Below are 18,967 nucleotides of genomic sequence, written 5' to 3'. Positions count from 1 at the left end.
GTTCTTGTCCTTCGTTCTGGTTGGCGTCTAGTTGACGGCGGTGCGGGAGCCGCAGGAGAGCAGGTAGTTGCGGGTCCGCTTGGCGATCGGCATCGGGACGTCGAAGGCGACGGGGTACATGTCCTGTTCCACGATGCCAAAGATCGGCCGGTCCAGCGCCTCGACGGCTTCGATGACGGCGCGCAGGTCCGGCAGTCCGTTCGGCGGTTCGGTCATCACGCCGGCCAGATTGGCGGCGGCCCAGGTCAGGTTTTCCTCGTTAACCTTTTTGAGGATGTCCGGGTTGATCTGCTTGAGGTGCAGGTAGCCGATCCGGTCCGGGTAGTTCTTGATCAGATCCAGGCTGGAGGCGCCGCAGTATTCGGCGTGGCCGGTGTCCAGGCAGAGGTTGAGGTACTTGGCGTCGGTGGCGGCGAGGAGGGTCTCGATGTCCTTCTGCGTGCCGACGTGGGAGTCTGCGTGCGAGTGGAACTGCTGCTGCAGGCCGAAGTCCTCCAGCAGGGTTTTGCCGAGCCGGTTGTGGCCCGCGAACAGGTCTCTCCACGCCTTCTCGCTGAGTTCGCCGCTTTCCACGGCCTCGCCGGTGACGTCGTCGCGCCACATGGCCGGGATGACCACCATGTGCTCGCCGCCCATCGCGGCGGTGAGTTCGGCGACTTTGCGGGCCGGCTCCCAGGCGGTTTCCCACTGGTCCAGTCCGCGGTGGAACGCGGTGAACACGGTCCCGGCCGAGATTTTCAGGTCGCGGGCCTTGAGTTCCTCAGCGAGGCGGGCGGGGTCGGTGGGGAGGTAGCCGTAGGGGCCAAGTTCGATCCATTTGTAGCCGGATTCGGCCACCTCGTCGAGGAAGCGTTCCCACGGGGTCTGCTGCGGGTCGTCCGGGAACCAGACGCCCCACGAGTCCGGTGCGGTGCCGATGATCAGCTTGTTCTCAGTCATTGCCATTCCTTCTCATCGATTGCTCCGCAGGTGCCGTTTTGGACGTTCAAAACGGCGGTTACGGAGCAGTCGATGGTGGTGAGTCGGGTCGTCAGTTGGACGGGAAGTTGTAGGAGGCGCCGGAGGCGTGGGTCGGTTCGGGCCAGCGGGACGTGACCACCTTGCCGCGGGTGTAGAAGGAGACACCTTCCGGGCCGTAGATGTGCTTGTCGCCGAAGAGCGAGGCCTTCCAGCCGCCGAAGGAGTGGTGTGCCACCGGGACGGGCAGCGGCACGTTGATGCCGATCATGCCCACCGTGACGGAGCGCTGGAACTTGCGGGCGCTGGCGCCGGAGGAGGTGAAGATTGCCGTGCCGTTGCCGTAGGGGTTGGAGTTGATCAGGGCGATCCCGGCGTCGAGGTCCTCGACCCGGACGACGACCAGGACGGGCCCGAAGATTTCCTCGCTGTAGGCGGTCATTTCGGTCTTGACGTGGTCGATGACGGTGGGGCCGACCCAGAAGCCGTCCTCGTGGCCGGGGACCACGAGATCGCGGCCGTCCACCACCATGGCAGCTCCCGCGGCCTCGGCCTCGGTGACGATCCGGACAATGCGTTCCTTGGACGCCGGGGTGATGACCGGTCCCATTTCGGCGCCGGGCTCGGTGCCGTTGTTGACCTTGACGGCGAGGGCGCGCTCTTCGACCTTCTTGACCAGCAGGTCGGCGGCGTCACCCACGGCGACGGCGACGGAGATGGCCATGCAGCGTTCCCCGGCGGAGCCAAAGGCTGCGGCGGCGAGGTGGTCCGCGGCGTTGTCGAGGTCGGCGTCGGGCAGGATGATGGCGTGGTTCTTGGCGCCGCCGAGGGCCTGGACGCGCTTGCCGTGCTTAGTGGCGGTTTCGTGGACGTACTGGGCGATCGGGGTGGAACCGACGAAGGAGATGCCGTCAACGTCCGGGTGGGTCAGGAGGCCGTCCACAGTTTCCTTGTCGCCGTGCAGGACCTGGAAGACGCCGTCGGGCAGGCCCGCGTCCTTCCACAGCTTGGCCAGCAGCATCGAGGCGGAGGGATCGCGTTCGGAGGGCTTGAGGATGAACGCGTTGCCGGTGGCGATCGCCATCGGCGCCATCCACAGCGGCACCATGACCGGGAAGTTGAACGGGGTGATGCCGGCGACGACGCCGAGCGGCTCGCGGAAGGAGAAGACGTCGATCCCCGTGGAGACCTGGTCCGAGTAGTCGCCCTTGAGCAGGGTCGGGATGCCGCAGGCGTACTCGATGACCTCGAGGCCGCGGCCGATCTCGCCCTTGGCGTCCGAGAGGACCTTGCCGTGCTCGGCGGTGATCAGCTCGGCGAGCTCGTCCACGTGGGCCGCGACGAGCTCGCGGAACTTGAACAGCACGGCGGTGCGCTTGGCCAGGGAGAAGTCGCCCCAGGAATCGGCGGCGGCCCGGGCGGCGGCGACCGTGGCGTCCAGGTCCGCCCGGTTGGCCAGCCGCAGCTCCGCGGTGACGGCGCCGGTGGCGGGGTTGTAAACGGGCTGGGTGCGGGTGCCCGCACCTGCGGTTTCGGCGCCGTTGATGAAGTGGTGGATGGTTTTGGTGGTGGTGAGGGTGCTCATCAGAATGTCCTTGGGAGTTGGAGTCAGGGGTGGCTGGGGGCCGGTGTTCAGCGGCCAGCTCAGCCGAGCAGCTTGCGCTGGCGGTTCTTGTGGTCGACGTAGGTCTGGAAGGCCTGTTTCGTGGAGTCGAGCTCGGAGACCTGGGAGACGGGTACGTCCCACCAGGACTCGGAGCTGGGGGCATCGAGCAGCGGATCCGATTCCACATGGATGACGATCGGGCCGCCGCGTTCGGGGGCGGCCTTGGCATCCCGAACGGCCTGTTCGAGCTCGGCGATGACCTTCTCCCCCGGTTCGATCCGGATCACCTTTACGCCGAGGCTCTCGGCGTTCAGTGCCAGGTCCACGGGGAGCCGGTCGCCGTCGTCGAAGCTGTGGTGCTCCTCGTCCAGGGCGCGGTACTGCGTGCCGAAGCGCTGCGAGCCGAGGGATTCGGAGAGCGAGCCGATGGAGGCGTAGCCGTGGTTCTGGATCAGGACCACGATCAGCTTGATCCGCTCGGCGACGGCGGTGACGAGTTCGGTGTGCATCATGAGGTAGGAGCCGTCCCCCACCATGACGACGACGTCGCGCTGCGCGCCGCCCCTCGCGGCTTCGGCCAGGGCGGCGCGCTTGACGCCGAGGCCGCCGGGGATTTCGTAGCCCATGCAGGAGTAGGCGTATTCCACGTGGTAGCCGAACGGGTCGCGGACGCGCCACATCTTGTGCAGGTCACCGGGCAGGGACCCGGCGGCGCAGATGACAACATCCTGGGCGTCCATGGCGCGGCTTGTGGCGCCGGTGATCTCGTTCTGCGCCGGCAGCGGGGTGAAGCGGGTGCCAAAGGCCTCGTCCACCGTGGCGTCCCAGCGGGTCTTCTCGGCCGCGACCTGCCGTTCCAGGTCCGCGCCGACCCGGTAGCCGCCGAGGGCCTGGTTCAGCTTGATCAGCGCCTTGCGTGCATCCGCGACGATCGGCAGGGAGGTGCCGTGCTTGTAGGCGTCGATCGGGGCGACGTTGATGTTGATGAATTTCACGTCCGGGTTCTGGAACGCGGTCCGGGACGCGGTGGTGAAGTCCTCGTAGCGCGTGCCGATGCCGATGATGAGGTCCGCCTCGGCGGCGATGGCGTTAGCCGCCGTCGTGCCGGTGGAGCCGATGGCGCCGAGGGAAAGCTTGTGGTCCCAGGGCAGGACGCCGACGCCGGCCTGGGTGTTGCCCACCGGGATGCCGGTCAGCTCGACGAACTTAGCGAGTTCCTCGTTGGCGTAGGCGTACAGGACGCCGCCGCCGGCGATGATCAGCGGGCGCTTCGCGGCGCGGATCGACTCGGCGGCGCGGCGGATGTCCTCGTCGTCGGCGTCGGGGCGTCGGATCCGCCATTCGCGTTCGGCAAGGAATTCCTGGGGCACGTCGAAGGCCTCGGCCTGGACGTCCTGGGGCAGCGAGATGGTGACGGCGCCGGTCTCGGCCGGGTCCGTCAGGACGCGCAGGCCGTGGTGGAACGCGGAGAACAGCTGCTCGGGCCGGGTCACGCGGTCGAAGAACTTCGACAGCGGCCGGAAGGCGTCATTGACGGTGATGTCGTAGGCGTAGGGCTGCTCGAGCTGCTGCAGCACCGGGTCCGCGGCGCGGGTCGCGAAGGTGTCGCTGGGCAGCAGGAGCACGGGCAGCCGGTTGGTGGTCGCCAGCGCGGCACCGGTGAGCAGGTTCGAGGAACCGGGGCCGATCGAGGTGCTGATCGCAAAGGTCTGGCGGCGCCGGGTGTGCCGGGCGTAGCCGACGGCCTGGTGGGACTGGGCCTGTTCGTTGCGGCCCTGGTAGTAGGGCATGATCGTCGGGTCGAGCTGCTGGTACTGCTTGAGTGCCTGCCCGACGCCGGCAACGTTGCCGTGGCCGAAGATGCCGAACATGCTTGGAATCAGGCGCTCCCGGAAGTCCTGACCGCCGACCGTGTCAACGGTGTACTGCTTGGACAGGTATTCGACGACGGCCTGGGCGACCGTCATTCTGCGTGTTCCTGAGGCAGTGCTCATTCCCATGGGACGTTACTCCGATACTTCTGCGGTGCGGGTGGACAGGGTGCGCGGGACGGACCGGTTCAGCAGGGAGGCCGCCGTCGCCACGGCGCCGGCGACGTCGCCGTCGTGCGGGTAGAGCAGGGTGCGGCCGACGGTGAGTCCCTGGACGCCGGGCAGCGCGAGTGCCGCTTCCCAGCTCGCAAAGACGTCGTCCTGGCTGCTGTCCGGATCCCCGCCGAGCAGCACGGTGGGCATGGTGGTGGCCGCCATGACGCGTTCCATCTCGGCCACGACCGGGAGCTTCATCCAGGTGTAGGCGCTGGTGGAGCCGAGTCCCTCGGCGATGGCGATCGATTTGATCACGGCGTTGGTGGAGAGGTCGTTGCGGACCTTGCCGTGTTCCCGGACGGAGAGGAAGGGTTCCACCATGGCGATGAGCTTGCGTTCGGCAAGCGAATCGATGACTTTGGCGGTGGCTTCCAAGGTTGCCACCGTGTCCGGGTCCCCGAGGCAGATGCGGGTGAGCATCTTGCCGCCGTCGGCCCCCAGCGCTTCCAGCGCGGCGGCAGTGTGGCCGGTGAAGCGGTCGTCGAATTCGTTGACCAGGCCGGAGAGCCCGCCGCGGTTCATGGAGCCGAAGACGAGCTTGCCGTCCAGTGCCCCGAGCAGGAGCAGGTCGTCCATGATGTCCGGGGACGCGAGGATGCCGTCCACGTCCGGGTTGGCGAGGGCGATCTGCAGGCGGTCCAGGAGCTGGCGGCGGTCCGCCATCGCCACCGGGTCGTTGCCGACCGCGAGGGCGCCGCGGGCGGGGTGGTCGGCGGCGACGATGAAGTTCTGTTTGCCTGCCTTGACGCCGGGGTGGCGGCGGCGCGCCTTGGCGGCGCGGGCGATCGCGGCGGGGTCCTCGAGCCGGATGGTGCTCAGGTGCTCGTAGCGGCGGGGATCGTCGTCGACGGCGGCGGTGACGGATGCTGGATTAAGGCTCACAGGGTGGCTCCTTCGGGGGCGTGGGTGCCCGGCACCAGGCGGCCGCGTTCGGCGAGCAGGGAGGTGACTTCCTCCGGCGTCGGCATGGCATCCGCGCAGGAGAGCCGGGAGGCGACCAGCGCGCCGGCTGCGTTGGCGAAGTCGAGGACCTGGGCGAGCGGCCAGCCGGAGAGCAGTCCGTGGCAGAAGGCCCCGCCGAAGGAGTCGCCGGCGCCGAGGCCGTTGACGGTGTCCACGGGAACCGGAGCGGACACAACACGTTCGGTGCGGGTCTTCGCCATCACGCCGTCGGGGCCCAGCTTCACGACGGCGATTTCGACGCCGGCGGCGAGCAGCCGGTCCGCCTGCTCGTCCGGGGTTCCTTCGCCGACAGCGACGGCGCATTCCTTGTCGTTGCCGATCGCGACGGTGACGTGCGGCAGGATCTTGGCGACCTGCTCCCGGGCTTCGGCTTCGGACGCCCAAAACATCGGCCGGTAGTCGAGGTCCAGGATGGTGAACTGCCCCGGCTCCAGTCCGGTGCGGGGCCTGGCCTCGTGGGCAGCGAGGTGCGCCGTGCGGCTGGGTTCCTGGCAGAGGCCGGTGACGGTGGACCAGAAGATGCCGGCGTCCCTGATGGCGGCGAGGTCAAGCTCCCCGGCCTTGATCTGCAGGTCCGGCGCCGTGGGGAAACGTCCGTAGAAGTAGAGCGGGAACTCGTCCGTAGCCGGCTTGATCGCGCAGAACGTGACCGCGGTGGGCCATTCCTTCACCGCGGTGACGAAGGAGTCGTCCACGTTGAACTTGCGCAGCTCGCGGTGCAGGTATTTGCCGAAGGCGTCGTCGCCGGTGCGGGTGATGACGGCGGTGCGGCGGCCGTGGCGGGCGGCTGCGACCGCCACGTTGGACGGCGATCCCCCAAGGTACTTTCCGAAGGACGTGACATCCTCCAGATCCACCCCGATGTCATTCGGGTAGATATCAACGCTGATGCGCCCGATCGTGAGAAGTTCGTGGGTCACGGTGATCGCGGACCTTTCTGGTGGAGACTCGGTACCTTTGCGCAGCCTGAGCTTCGATGCTTAGGAAGCCGGCGTGAGCCGGGCCACATCCACTACTTTGCCCTAGAATCTATGTGCTGTCAAAGGTTTGTACTGACATATTTACAACATGACACGGGAAGGCTGAATGGGCCCGCCGTCCGGCCGCCGCGGCGGCCTTCTGCAGCCCCTGCGGGCCGCCGGCCGGGCTACCTGCCGGCCACGCCCAGCTCGCCCGTGACGTACTGCGCCCGGCCGAATCCGAACGACCAGTCCCCCGCCGTGTTCTCGACATAGCCGATGAATACGTCCTCGCCTGCGACACCAACGGCGGCCAGTTTTTCCGCAATGGCGGCAAACAGTGACTGCTTGGCCTCTTGGCGGCGTCCGGCCTGGGTGAAGATCTGGATCATGACAACATCCGGCGTGCGCTCGAAGCCGAGGCCGGCGTCCTGGGCGACAATTTGCCCCGCCGGATGTTCGGTCAGGATGGCGTCGTGGATGCCGCGACTGATCGAGCGGAGCTGTTCGGGGCTGCGCCCCTGGTTGACGTCTATTCGCACGAGAGGCACTCGTCACTCCTTCACTTGTTTGTCCTGACATTCTAACAAACTGCGGATGAGCAGAGCAAGGGCAAACAGCAACGCGAGGTTAGATCGCGTCCATCGTGGGGTGCGGGATGCGCGCAAGGGTGACCCCGCGCTTGGACTATTGCGTTGACCAGGGGTCAGGCGTAGCGTTAACAACCTAAAGGTTGATCAATGAAGTGGTTGATCATAGTCACTGCCAGTGGAGCAGCAGAGAGACACCACCGGATCCGGGACGGGAAGTGAGGCACCCCGTGGACGAACGCGACGACGAACAGCTCGACGCAGCCTTTCTGGCACTCGCTGACCCCGTCCGCCGCCGCATCATCTCCCGGCTCAGCCGGGGTCCGGCCACCGTGAATGAACTGGCGGAACCTTTCGCGATCACCAAACAGGCGGTCTCGAAACATATCCAGGTCCTCGAGCAGGCGCAGCTGGTCACGCGCACCCGTGACGCCCAGCGCCGGCCCGTCCACCTGAACCCCGCGCGGCTGGAGGCGCTCACCGCATGGATCGGCCAGTACCGGCTGGTCCGTGAGGAGCAGTTCCGCAGCCTTGACGCCGTGCTCAAATCCAACGCCGCGGCAGGCGGCACACAGGCAAAGGATTCATCATCATGACCAACGCCCTCAAACTCAGTGTCCCGGAGGGACTGCCCTTCATCGATTGCGAGCGGGAGTTCGATTTCCCCGTCGCCGACGTCTTCCGGGCCCACAAAGAGCCCGCCCTGGTCGCCCAGTGGCTCGGCCCCCGGCGGCTGAAGATGGACATCGACCACTACGATTTCCGCACCGGCGGCACCTACCGCTACACCCACACGGGACCAGACGGCGACTCCTACGGCTTCAACGGCGTCTTCCACACGGTCCGGGAAAACGACTTCGCCATCCAGACGTTCGAGTTCGACGGCTACCCCGATGTGGTCAGCATCGAGTTCCTGACCTTCGAGGACCTTGGCGGCGGCCGCACCCTGCTGAGGGCCCACGGGGTCTATCCCAGCATGGAGGCGCGCGACGGCATGGCGCAGTCCGGCATGGAAGGCGGACTGTCCGAAGGCTACGAGCGGCTCGACGAGCTCCTGGCCGGCGCGAAAGTCTAGGACCGCCGTCGACCTTAAACAAACAACGCGGGGTCACTTCCGGTCCATCCCAGCGGGTGGGACGAACCGGAAGTGACCCCGCGTTGCGTTGGTGCTTGGCGGTGCTTCGAGCCTAGAGGGCTGCGAAGACCTCGCGCAGGAGCTTGGCGGTCTCGGACGGCGTCTTGCCGACCTTGACGCCGGCAGCCTCGAGGGCTTCCTTCTTGGCCTGGGCGGTGCCCGCGGAACCCGAGACGATGGCGCCTGCGTGGCCCATGGTCTTGCCTTCCGGAGCGGTGAAGCCGGCCACGTAGCCGACAACCGGCTTCGTGACGTGTGCCTTGATGTAATCGGCGGCACGCTCTTCGGCGTCGCCACCGATTTCGCCGATCATCACGATCGCCTTGGTCTCCGGGTCGGCTTCGAAGGCTTCGAGCGCATCGATGTGGGTGGTGCCGATGACCGGGTCGCCGCCGATGCCGATGGCGGTGGAGAAGCCGAGGTCGCGCAGTTCGTACATCATCTGGTAGGTCAGGGTGCCTGACTTGGAGACGAGGCCGATGGGGCCCTTGCCCGTGATGTTGGCCGGGGTGATGCCAACGAGGGCCTCGCCCGGGGTGATGATGCCGGGGCAGTTCGGTCCGATGATGCGGGTGACCTGCTTGCCGTTGGCGTCGACCTTGGACTGGGCCAGTGCCCAGAACTCAGCGGAGTCCTGGACCGGAACGCCTTCGGTGATGACGACGACCAGGCCGATGCCGGCCTCGATGGCTTCAACGACGGCGTCCTTGGTGAAGGCCGGCGGCACGAAGACGATGGAGACGTCGGCGCCGGTCTCGGCCATGGCTTCCTTGACGGTGCCGAAGACGGTGATCTCGGTGTCGCCGTGCAGGACCGTGGTGCCGGCCTTGCGGGCGTTGACGCCGCCAACAACGTTGGTGCCGGCCTTCAGCATCAGGGCGGTGTGCTTGGTGCCTTCGCCGCCGGTGATGCCCTGGACGATGACCTTGGAGTCCTTGTTCAGATAAATAGACATAGTCGCGTCCCTCTACTTCGCTGCGTTGGCGAGCTCGGCAGCCTTGTCGGCGCCCTCGTCCATGGTGGCGGCCAAGGTAACCAGCGGGTGGTTTGCCTCGGCCAGGATGCGGCGGCCTTCCTCAACGTTGTTGCCGTCGAGGCGGACTACCAGCGGCTTGTTCGCGGAGTGGCCCAGCTCGGCCAGTGCACCGACGATGCCCTTGGCGACGGCGTCACAGGCGGTGATGCCGCCGAAGACGTTGACGAAGACGGACTTGACCTGCGGGTCGCCCAGGATGACGTCGAGGCCTGCTGCCATGACCTCGGCGGAAGCTCCACCGCCGATGTCCAGGAAGTTGGCGGGCTTGACGTTGCCGTGGTTCTCGCCGGCGTAGGCAACGACGTCGAGGGTGGACATGACCAGGCCGGCACCGTTACCGATGATGCCCACGGAGCCGTCCAGCTTGACGTAGTTGAGGTCCTGCGCCTTGGCCTTGGCCTCGAGCGGGTCAGCAGCGTCCTTGTCTTCGAGGTGCGCGTGCTTCGGGTGGCGGAAGTCCGCGTTCTCGTCGAGGGAGACCTTGCCGTCGAGGGCAACGATGTCACCGGCGCCGGTCAGGACCAACGGGTTGACCTCAACGAGGGTGGCGTCTTCCTTCTTGAAGACGTCCCAGAGCTTCAGGATGACGGCGGCGACCTTGCCGCGCAGTTCCTCAGCGAAGCCTGCAGCGGCGACGATTTCGTCGGCCTTGGCCTGGTCGATGCCGACGGCCGGGTCGATCGCGATCTTGGCCAGGGCTTCGGGGCGCTCAACGGCGAGCTGCTCGATTTCCATGCCGCCTTCAACCGAGCACATGGCCAGGTAGTTGCGGTTGGCCCGGTCCAGAAGGACGGAGAAGTAGTATTCCTCGGCGATGTCTGCACCCTGGGCGATCATCACGCGGTGGACGGTGTGGCCCTTGATGTCCATGCCGAGGATGTTGGTGGAGTGTTCAAACGCCTCGTCAGCGGTCTTGGCGACCTTGACGCCGCCGGCCTTGCCGCGGCCTCCGGCCTTGACCTGCGCCTTTACGACAGTTACGCCGCCGATTTTCTCGGCAGCTGCCTTTGCTTCTTCAGGGGTGTGCGCCACGATGCCAGCAAGCACGGGTACACCGTGCGCCTCGAACATATCGCGCGCCTGGTATTCAAACAGGTCCACGGTTTAGTGTCCTTCTACGTCGAAGTAGTTTCTGTACAGCCGGACCCCACGTTATCGCGGTTACCGGGCTGCGGAATAAACGCACCCTGCGACTAGCTTGGAAACGAGCCACACGGCGCAATGCTCCTTTCGGAACTCTAGTCCTTCCTTGGGAGCGGCCCGTTCCAGAGTACCCGTTATGTGAGTAAGGACACTATTCTATGGAGCGTAGAAAAACCGCTAGATTACGGGGTTTTTGGGGCTGCTGAGGGGCTCTGCGCGGCCGGTTTCCCGGTGTTGGGAATCAGTTCGTAACGGTCCCGCGTAACGAAGAAAGCGACGCCAGCGGAGACGTTTCCGCAGGCGACACCGCCGTAGTAGGCGGAGCAGCGCAGGCCGTTGCGCTCCAGGCCCTGGCCCTCGTCGAGGACCGGCAGCTGGGAGATCGGGCCTGCGCGGCTTCCCTTGGGCCCGAATTCCGCTTCCTGCTGTGTGACGCCGGAGCGGCATTCGCCGTAACCGGCTTTCTCCGGCGTGAGCAGCACGGCGCCGCCGAGGTAGCCGAGACCCGTCCCGCCGCAATCGTCCGCGATGTCCTGGGCCTCCGGCTTCGGATACTCCGCGAGTTCGCAGTGCGCCACGGGTACGGTGGCCAACTTGTTGTTGGCGGAGTCCGGGAACCCGTTCGGTTCATACGGCAGGTTGACGTGTCCGCCCCTGGCCGAAGTCAGGGAACAGACAATGTTCCGGTCCGCGGTGGCGAAGCTGAGGATGTCCTGGCCTGCCGCGTACTTCGTAGCGTCCGCCAGGGGCGCTTGCCTGAGCTGCTCCAGTGCGGGCAGGGGCGCGGGCGGAACGTAGTCCGGGTCCTTCTGCGTGATGGTGCACGCCGTGGACGCCAGCAGGATGAGGGCGGCCAGGATCCCCAGAAGTGTCCGTCGCATGGGCTCCATTATGCCTGCAGGTTGGCAGGCGCCCGCGGCTGACGGCGTCAGCCCCCGACGCCGGGTGTCCCGCCCCCGCTTGTCCCGCCCGCGGCGGCCGCTGTGATGACGTCGACGGCGGCGCCGATGCTGTCTTCCGCCTCGAACTGCCCCCGTACCGCCTGCGCCCGGGCGCGCCAGGACCGATCTCCCAGCACGGTGTCGACGGCGGAGCGGACCGCGGCGGCGCTGGGTGTCTCGGTTTTGAGATTGATCCCGACGCCGGCGTATTCCACCCGGGCGTTGACGTCGCTCTTGCCCTCGTTGAGGCCCGCCGTCACGAGCGGGACCCCGTGGGACAGGCTCAGTAGCACCCCGCCGAAGCCTCCGTTGGTGACGAAGACGTCCGTGGCCGGAAAGACCCGGGCGAAGTCGACGTAGTCTTCGACAACGACGTTGGGCTGCGGGTACCGCCGTCGCAGTTCTTTGGTGTTCGCGCCGCCGGTGGCCACGATGATGAGGGTGTCCGTGTCCTTCAGTGCCTCGATGGCGGGGATCATCAGCTTTGCGGGGTCCCTGTTGTCAACTGTTCCCTGGGTGACGACGACGGTCCGGCGCTGCGTTCCGGTGGCGGACGGCGCGGTGGCTGCCGTGAGCGAGGACGGCGTGGCGGCGGTCTCCGGGCCATCGGCTCCGGGCGCCCGGTGGGGCAGCAGGGCGCCCACGTAGTGGACTTTCGGGTTGACGTTCCGCCGCGGAAAATCCAGCGAGGCCGTGCCAGTCTGGATAATCGCATGCGACCACAGGTAGGGCTCGTCGGTGATGGGGGTCCCCCGCCGGGTGCGGAGGCCGTAACCCTGAAGCTGCCGCGTGTAACTGGTCCGCGCCGGCTTGGTGACGAACTGGTCCGAGACGAGCCGGGCGCCCGAATGGAGGATCCTGTCGGCCGGGGTCCGCGCGGGCGCAAAGCCGAAGAACATCGGGGGCACCAGCGGATCGCTTTCCATATTGCCGATAGGGACAAAACTGACCACCGGTTTGCCCAGCACCACCGCCACGAGCCGCTGGATGAACATGGTGTTGTCCATAACAACGGCATCGAACGGGAAGCGCTGGTGCACATCCCTGATGTCTTCGAAGAAATTCGTGACGTTGCTGGCGAAGATCCGTTCGCCGTCGAACCGGATGGCCATCGGTCCTTTGAGCTTGGCGCGCTGCGGATAGAGCTCATTGAGGTTGTCCCCGGTGTGCTCAATCGCGCGATCGAACGGGTAGTGCGGGATGCCCAGCTCGTCCAGCCTGCCGGCCAGCGTGCGGCCGGTGTACCAGCCGACGTCGTGGCCCTCGTCCGTCAGGCGGACACCGATGCCGGTCATGGGGTTGAAGTGTCCGGCGATCGCCTGGCTGGCCAACAGAATCTTCATGCGGCGACCCGTCGTTGGTTGCGGTAGCGCACCGGAGCGGAATGCCGCTTCCTGGCGCCCGATGCTCAGACTGTAGACGGGTCAAGGCCCCGGCACAACGATGCAGCGCAGTCCGAAGAATCCGGGCCGCCAGAGTTGTTGGTGCCCCTCCCCAGCTTCCCTGGCGGCTGGCGGGCGGACCAGTTCCGCTTAGGCGTCGAGCTTTGTCAGCGGGGCGTAGCGGAGCAGGAGCCGCTTCTCGCCGACGCTGAACTTCACCTTGGCGACGGTCTTGTCCCCGGCACCCTCGACGGCCAGCACAGTGCCGTTGCCGAAGCTCGTGTGGTTGACCTTGTCGCCCACGCTGACGGCGACGACCTCCTTCTGCGGCTGCACCCGGTTCTTGGCAATGGCCGCCGGAACATCGGCGTTGAACCCGGCCGAGGGGCTGGCCTCCGTGCCGCGTGCCGTGCCTGCTCCCCAGAAAGATCCGCCGTACCGGCTCGAGCCAATGGAACCACCGCTCCCCCAGCCGCCGGCCTGGCGGGTGGAGCCCTCGCGCTTCCACTCCACCAGCTCGGCCGGGATTTCCTCGATGAACTGGCTGGCCGGGTTGTACTGGCTCTGGCCCCACATGCTGCGCACTTCGGAGCGGGTCAGGTACAGGCGCTTCCGGGCCCGGGTCAGGCCGACGTAGGCCAGCCGGCGTTCCTCGGCCAGTTCCTTGGGGTCGGTGGCGGAGCGCTGGTGCGGGAACAGCCCGTGCTCCATGCCGGTCAGGAACACCACCGGAAATTCCAGTCCCTTTGCCGTGTGCAGGGTCATCAGGGTGACCACGCCCAGCCGCTTGGCTTCGGCGACGGCGGCGGCCAGCTCGTCGGCGGTGCCCGCCGGCGCGTCCGGGATCTGGTCGGCGTCGGCCACGAGGGAGACGCCTTCCAGGAAGGCGCCGAGGGATCCCTCGGGGTTGTCCCGCTCGTATTCCCGCACGACGGCGACGAGTTCGGCGAGGTTCTCCACCCGGGACTCGTCCTGCGGGTCGGTGCTGGAACGAAGGGTCGCGAGGTAGCCCGTCTGTTCGAGGACGGCCTCCAGTGCCGCGGCAGCACCGGATCCGGAGGCCACCTCGGCGAGGTCGTCGAGCAACTTCACGAAGCCCTGGACCGCGTTGACGGAGCGGGTGGCCATGCCGGGTGCCTCGTCGGCGCGGCGGGCGGCGGCCATGAACGAGATCCTGTCGCGCTGCGCGAGGGAGGCCACGGCCCCCTCGGCACGGTCGCCGATGCCGCGTTTTGGCTCGTTCAGGATGCGGCGGAGGTTGACGTCGTCGTCGGGGTTGACCAGCACGCGCAGGTAGGCGAGGGCGTCCTTGATTTCCTTGCGCTCGTAGAACCGGGTCCCGCCGACCACCTTGTACGGGAGTCCGACGCGGACCAGGACATCCTCGATGGAGCGTGACTGGGCGTTGGTGCGGTAGAAGATGGCGACGTCGCCGGGGCGGAGATCGCCCTCGTCCTGCAGGCGGTCGATCTCCTTGGCGATGAACTGGGCTTCGTCGTGTTCGTTTTCGCCGACGTAGCCGACGATCTTCTCGCCGTCGCCTTCCGCCGTCCACAGCCGCTTCTCCGGCCGGTTGGGGTTGCGGGAGATGACCGAGTTGGCCGCGCTGAGGATGGTCTGGGTGGAGCGGTAGTTCTGCTCGAGCTTGATGGTGCGGGCGTCGGGGTAGTCCTTCTCGAACTCCACAATGTTGCGGATGTCGGCGCCGCGGAAGGCGTAGATCGACTGGTCAGAGTCACCCACGACAGTGAGCTCAGCCGCGCCGGGGCCTTCGCCCACGATCTCGCGGACGAGCGCGTACTGGGCGTGGTTGGTGTCCTGGTATTCGTCGACCAGGACGTGCCGGAACCGGCGCCGGTAGGATTCGGCGAGCGCCGGGAAGGCACGGAACATGTAGACCGTCTCGGCGATCAGGTCATCGAAGTCCATCGCGTTGGCCTGGCGCAGCCGCTGCGTGTAGCCCTTGAAGACTTCGGCGACGGCCTGTTCGAAGGGGTCGTTGTAGTTCGCGCTGGAAGAGTAGCTGTCAGCGTCGATCAGTTCGTTCTTGAGCGCCGAAATCTTGTGCTGGATTGCCTTGGGCGCGAAACGCTTCGGATCGAGGTCCAGGTTCTTGACCACGAGGGTGATGAGGCGCAAAGAGTCGGCGGAATCGTAGATGGAAAAGTTGGAGTTTAGACCGACATTCTTGGCTTCGCGGCGCAGGATCCGGACGCACGAGGAGTGGAACGTGGAGACCCACATCGTCTTGGCCCGGCCGCCCACCAGGGCCTCAACCCGCTCGCGCATTTCGGCGGCGGCCTTATTGGTGAAGGTGATGGCCAGGATCTCGCCGTGGTGTGCGCGCCGGGTGGCGATCAGGTAGGCGATCCGGTTGCTGAGCACGCGGGTCTTGCCCGAGCCGGCGCCGGCCACGATCAGCAGGGCGCTGCCGGCGTGCTTGACGGCCTCTTCCTGCTGCGGGTTCAGCCCCCCGAGGAGCTCGGCCGCGCCCGGGAGCCGGTGGTGGTCCGGTTCCCCGGCCGGGTTGCCCCCGTGGCCGCCGTCGGGCCCGACGCCGCTGGCAGAATTCAGGGCGGAATCCAGTGCCGTCATCCCATGACCGGCAGGCGTTTTGGTGCGCGCCGCCGTGTTCGAGGCAGCTTGGAAGGGTCCGTCGGCGTAAGGGTCAAACAACATATCCATGGTGTTAACAAGTCTAGGCGGTGCCACTGACAGTCAGGTCCGCCCCCTCGGGACATGCCCTCCCCTGCCCGCAGCCACTGGGCATCATGCCCGCATGCCCACGCCCCGCGGCCAAGAATGAGCATGTCCCCCACCCGTGAAACCGAGGACTGAGCATGTCCAGACGCATGCCCACGAACTGGGCATGTCCCGCGCGGCGGGGAGTTGGGTGCCCGGACCTACGTCACGGAGCCGGATTCGAGGGCGGCGCGCAGGTGACGGACCGCCGTCGTGCCTCCGGCGACGAACCAGTCCAGTCCGTTGACCCGGACGACGTCGGCCGCGCCGCCGGCCGCGAGGACGATGGCTTTCCCCGGCAGCCAATCCCACTCCGGGCAGCTGTGCTGGAACCAGCAGCCCAGTTCGCCGTCGGCCACGCGGCTGAGGTCGCAGGAGCCGGAGCCAAACATGCGCAGCGCGGCCGCGGAGGTCGCGGCGGCGTGCCATGGCATGGCGCACATCGGGTCGGCCAGCCACGTGGGGTGGATGTAGGTCGCGGCGCCGAGTTCGGACAGGGGCGCGTCCGAACGGCCGGCGCCGGGAGCCCCCTCCGCACCGAATGTGGTCAGCCGTTCGCCGTTGAGGGTTGAGGGCCGGGCTGTTCCGCCGAGCCAGAGCTTGTCCTCTTCCGGCTGGAAGATTCCGCCGAGCACGACACCGGAGGAGTCCTTCAGGGCAATGGCCGAGCACCAGTAGGTGGACCCGTGCAGGAAGTTGTATGTCCCGTCCACGGGGTCGATAACCCAGGTCCGGCCGCTGGTGCCGTCCACGGAGGCGCCCTCTTCGCCGAGGATGCCGTCGTCGGGCCGGCAGCGCTGGAGCTGTTCCAGCACATAAGCCTCGGCCGCGTGGTCCGCGGCCGTGACGACGTCGGAAACCGACGTCTTTTGGCGGCCTTCCAGGCCGGCCTGCCGCATAAGGAGCGCCATGGTCCCGGCCTCGCGCACGAGGGCCTCGGCGAGCTGGTAGTCGTCCAGGGCGGGATTGAGTTCAGCGGAGCTGTGCCGGCCGAGCCGGTGTTTTCCTAGTTCGGTCACGCGCTCCAGCCTATCGGCGCCTGCCGGCAGTGAACAGGCGGCAGGCGGACAGCACCCGGCTTCACGGGTCCCCGCGCTCAGTGACTGGTGTGCCCGGGCGATAATGGAGCCATGGCCAAGACACCCGCACAGCGGATCAAGAAGCACGGCGCGAACGCCGTCGTCCCCCAGCACCAGCTGCCGTCGGTGATCAACCCCAGCACCAGCCGGACCCCGCAAAAGGCGCAGAGCAACAGCAACCTGATCCTGATTGCGGGTGTTGTGGCCAGCCTGTTCCTGTTCTGGTACCTCCACCTGCTCACTCTGAACCAGCTCACCCAGCTCAGCGGGGGTCTTGCTATGCCGGATTCCCTGGTCGGGGGCTTCGACGCCGGCTACGTGGAGCAGCTGCGCACCGCCATGGACGAAGACGCCCGCGGGCAGCTGAACTACATCCACAAAACCGCCGGCACGCTGTTCCCGCTGATCTTCGGCTTCACGTGGCTTCTGCTCATCGGCACCAACGTGGCACGTAAGGGACTGCGCTGGGCATTGTGGGCCGTTCCCCTGCTCTTCGCGGCTGTCAGGCTGTGGGGCAATGCGGCCATCGATTCGATGCTGTCCGCCGAGACCGTCGACGCCGGCCAGGTTGCCTTGGCATCCGGCCTCACCGTCGCCGGTTGGGTGCTGCTGGTGCTGAGCCTGGTCGTTGGGGGCGCCGCGGTGTTCCTCGGCCGCAAGCCTGCCGCGGCAAAGGCCCGGACCACGGGACATGCCCAGCCCTAGGCGCGGCCACTGGCCATAGTCCCACTATGCCCACTCGTTGCCGCACCCGGAGGGCATGCGCCGCGGCCCCCGCAAGGGGACCAACGGGACATGCCCAGCGCTTGGCTCAGCCAGTGGACATAGTCCTACTATGTCCCTGCGTGCAAGCACCGGAGGGCATGCCCAGCGGCGTGTGCCCTCCAGGCCAGTGGGGAAGCGAGTCCGGCTGGTCTCAGGCCTCGCTGGCGAGGTACTCCCGGGCCTGGTCCGCGCGCTGCGGGGCGCCCGCAGTCTCGAATTGCTCCGCGGCGCGCAACAGAACGTCCGTTGCCGCCTCATTTTTCCCGGTCGCTATGTACGCCCTGCCCAGCAGCAGGCAGGCCTCCCCTGTTCTTTGCGGAGAAATTCCGTCCTCCAGCCTGCAAAGATCGTCCAGGAGGCCGATAGCGGCCGGCGCATCACCCGACAGCAAGGTCCAGTGCGCGCGGTTCAATTTCAATAAGTGATAGTCGTTCGAACTTCCGCCGATAACGTCAGTGGCCAGTTCCGCCCGTTCAATGCAGCGCAATGTGTCCGCGTCGGCGACGTCTGCAGCCAATCGCATGGCTGCAGACGCTTTATTGAATTTTGCCCAGACGTCCAGATTCCTGGCGGGCGAGAATGTCGCGGCAGCTAGTTCGTGGTAGCGCAGCCCTTCCTCCACGTTATTGCAGAGGAATGCCACATTGCCGATCACCCAGTACGCCTTGCCCGCCAACTGTTCGTCTACTTCGTCAGAGATGATGTTGCCAAGTGCTTGACTCTCGGTCCAAGCGTCGGCAAGCATTCCGCTGTCAGCCAGTGCCGCAATAAGTGCATGCCGGGCTTTCATACTGATCTCGATATCTGCATCTCCCACGGCGAGTTCCGCTGCCGTCCGTGCAGATTCAGCGGCTTGTTCCAGAAGCCCTGCCCTATGCTTTGCCTGCGACATCAGGATGTGGGCTTTGGCCCGGGACTGCGGGGAAAGGGCTGATGATGGGCTCGCGACTAACACCTCAGCAAGTCTGGCCGAGGCATCATACTCCCCGGCATCCAACAAGTTCTCGACTTGGAACAGCCTCATGTCCGATTCCCCAGCAAGATCCCCTTCGGCCGAGGCTATCGCCGCAGCTTCTCCGGCGCTGTTGGCGGCTGCGCCGAAATCATGGTCGTCCCGAAATCGCCGAGCCTGAAGCTCAGCGGTGAAATATGCGGGAGGTAGAGAGTCTTGTTGCATGAGCCAATTATCCGTCCCCAAGGACGGAGAAATGTACATGACGTGCAAGTCAGAGCGTCGCAGTATCCGCGCAGGAGTCGCGCAGGCACGCATTAATAGCACAGGAGTTATGGTTAGGAGACATTAGGGTGCTTCCAGGCGTGTCGAGTGCACATATACTGATCTCGCATCACACGAGTCACATCAGCCACTTACGTAACAGGAGTCCTCCATGAAGAAAACCCTCGCAACACTTCTTGTCGCCGGCGCCCTGGCTGCGGCGGGTCTTTCCGCATCTGCTGCCGTCTCTGCAACCGGCAACTCGGGGCAGGGCTCGGTCGTGGCAATGGAATGGTGGCCGAACTCCACTCCGAAGAACTAACGGAGACGGCGCAGTCGAACGGTGGGTGTCGGATTCCGACACCC

General features: G+C 66.4%; 17 protein-coding genes. 4 read left to right on the top strand and 13 right to left on the bottom strand.

The window, feature by feature from the left end; genetic code table 11:
• Positions 1–27: 27 nt before the first annotated feature.
• The 6 genes from AC1DF4_RS14850 to AC1DF4_RS14825 form a co-directional block, all read right to left on the bottom strand.
• Positions 28–939 carry a sugar phosphate isomerase/epimerase family protein gene (locus AC1DF4_RS14850; protein ID WP_476913588.1) on the bottom strand — a complete coding sequence of 304 codons (912 nt, stop codon included), beginning with the start codon at positions 937–939 and terminating at the stop codon, positions 28–30.
• 91 nt (positions 940–1,030) lie between these two features.
• A complete protein-coding gene (locus tag AC1DF4_RS14845; protein WP_476913587.1) occupies positions 1,031–2,542 on the bottom strand; it encodes a CoA-acylating methylmalonate-semialdehyde dehydrogenase in 1,512 nt (503 codons plus the stop codon).
• Between the two features lie 59 nt (positions 2,543–2,601).
• A complete protein-coding gene (gene iolD / locus AC1DF4_RS14840; RefSeq protein WP_476913586.1) occupies positions 2,602–4,530 on the bottom strand; it encodes a 3D-(3,5/4)-trihydroxycyclohexane-1,2-dione acylhydrolase (decyclizing) in 1,929 nt (642 codons plus the stop codon).
• 39 nt (positions 4,531–4,569) lie between these two features.
• The gene (locus AC1DF4_RS14835) at positions 4,570–5,532 is read right to left on the bottom strand and encodes a Cgl0159 family (beta/alpha)8-fold protein (protein ID WP_476913585.1); all 963 of its coding nucleotides are present in this window, start codon (positions 5,530–5,532) and stop codon (positions 4,570–4,572) included.
• Positions 5,529–6,533, bottom strand: a complete 1,005-nt coding sequence (iolC, locus tag AC1DF4_RS14830) for a 5-dehydro-2-deoxygluconokinase (RefSeq protein ID WP_476913584.1) — start codon at positions 6,531–6,533, stop codon at positions 5,529–5,531. The genes AC1DF4_RS14835 and iolC overlap by 4 nt, the downstream gene beginning before the upstream one ends.
• Before the next feature lie 227 nt (positions 6,534–6,760).
• Complete coding sequence (locus AC1DF4_RS14825; protein WP_476913583.1) at positions 6,761–7,123, bottom strand: tautomerase family protein; 363 nt, start codon at positions 7,121–7,123, stop codon at positions 6,761–6,763.
• A 269-nt stretch (positions 7,124–7,392) separates the two neighbouring features.
• Between AC1DF4_RS14825 and AC1DF4_RS14820 the strand changes: the two genes are divergently transcribed.
• Both AC1DF4_RS14820 and AC1DF4_RS14815 read left to right on the top strand, forming a co-directional pair.
• Positions 7,393–7,758: an ArsR/SmtB family transcription factor gene (locus AC1DF4_RS14820; protein WP_476913639.1), complete on the top strand. Its 366-nt coding sequence runs from the start codon at positions 7,393–7,395 to the stop codon at positions 7,756–7,758.
• Positions 7,755–8,237 carry an SRPBCC family protein gene (locus AC1DF4_RS14815; protein WP_476913582.1) on the top strand — a complete coding sequence of 161 codons (483 nt, stop codon included), beginning with the start codon at positions 7,755–7,757 and terminating at the stop codon, positions 8,235–8,237. Before AC1DF4_RS14820 ends, AC1DF4_RS14815 begins: the two co-directional genes overlap by 4 nt.
• Before the next feature lie 112 nt (positions 8,238–8,349).
• On the opposite strand, the gene sucD is transcribed toward AC1DF4_RS14815, so the two are convergent.
• From sucD to AC1DF4_RS14785, 6 genes are all read right to left on the bottom strand, one after another.
• A complete protein-coding gene (sucD, locus tag AC1DF4_RS14810) occupies positions 8,350–9,252 on the bottom strand; it encodes a succinate--CoA ligase subunit alpha (protein WP_224048674.1) in 903 nt (300 codons plus the stop codon).
• Positions 9,253–9,264: 12 nt separating this feature from the next.
• Positions 9,265–10,434 carry an ADP-forming succinate--CoA ligase subunit beta gene (sucC, locus tag AC1DF4_RS14805; RefSeq protein WP_310060815.1) on the bottom strand — a complete coding sequence of 390 codons (1,170 nt, stop codon included), beginning with the start codon at positions 10,432–10,434 and terminating at the stop codon, positions 9,265–9,267.
• 224 nt (positions 10,435–10,658) lie between these two features.
• Positions 10,659–11,366: a hypothetical protein gene (locus tag AC1DF4_RS14800; RefSeq protein WP_476913581.1), complete on the bottom strand. Its 708-nt coding sequence runs from the start codon at positions 11,364–11,366 to the stop codon at positions 10,659–10,661.
• 38 nt (positions 11,367–11,404) lie between these two features.
• The gene (locus tag AC1DF4_RS14795) at positions 11,405–12,760 is read right to left on the bottom strand and encodes a glycosyltransferase (RefSeq protein WP_476913580.1); all 1,356 of its coding nucleotides are present in this window, start codon (positions 12,758–12,760) and stop codon (positions 11,405–11,407) included.
• A gap of 189 nt (positions 12,761–12,949) precedes the next feature.
• The gene (gene pcrA, locus AC1DF4_RS14790) at positions 12,950–15,478 is read right to left on the bottom strand and encodes a DNA helicase PcrA (protein ID WP_476913638.1); all 2,529 of its coding nucleotides are present in this window, start codon (positions 15,476–15,478) and stop codon (positions 12,950–12,952) included.
• A 224-nt stretch (positions 15,479–15,702) separates the two neighbouring features.
• Entirely contained in the window at positions 15,703–16,560 is an 858-nt protein-coding gene (locus AC1DF4_RS14785) for an inositol monophosphatase family protein (protein WP_476913579.1), read from the bottom strand.
• Between the two features lie 111 nt (positions 16,561–16,671).
• Between AC1DF4_RS14785 and AC1DF4_RS14780 the strand changes: the two genes are divergently transcribed.
• Positions 16,672–17,325, top strand: a complete 654-nt coding sequence (locus AC1DF4_RS14780) for a hypothetical protein (RefSeq protein ID WP_476913578.1) — start codon at positions 16,672–16,674, stop codon at positions 17,323–17,325.
• 211 nt (positions 17,326–17,536) lie between these two features.
• Here the strand turns inward: AC1DF4_RS14780 and AC1DF4_RS14775 are convergent, their stop codons facing one another.
• On the bottom strand, positions 17,537–18,562 hold the full coding sequence (locus AC1DF4_RS14775) for a hypothetical protein (protein ID WP_476913577.1): 1,026 nt from the start codon (positions 18,560–18,562) through the stop codon (positions 17,537–17,539).
• A 211-nt stretch (positions 18,563–18,773) separates the two neighbouring features.
• Here AC1DF4_RS14775 and AC1DF4_RS14770 point away from each other — a divergent pair, with 211 nt between their 5' ends.
• Complete coding sequence (locus AC1DF4_RS14770) at positions 18,774–18,923, top strand: hypothetical protein (RefSeq protein WP_476913576.1); 150 nt, start codon at positions 18,774–18,776, stop codon at positions 18,921–18,923.
• Positions 18,924–18,967 lie beyond the last annotated feature (44 nt).

Source organism: Arthrobacter sp. 05N429 (genome assembly GCF_056397045.1).
The sequence above is the reverse complement of the archived record's forward strand: the minus strand, read 5'-3'. Positions and strand labels throughout refer to the sequence as shown.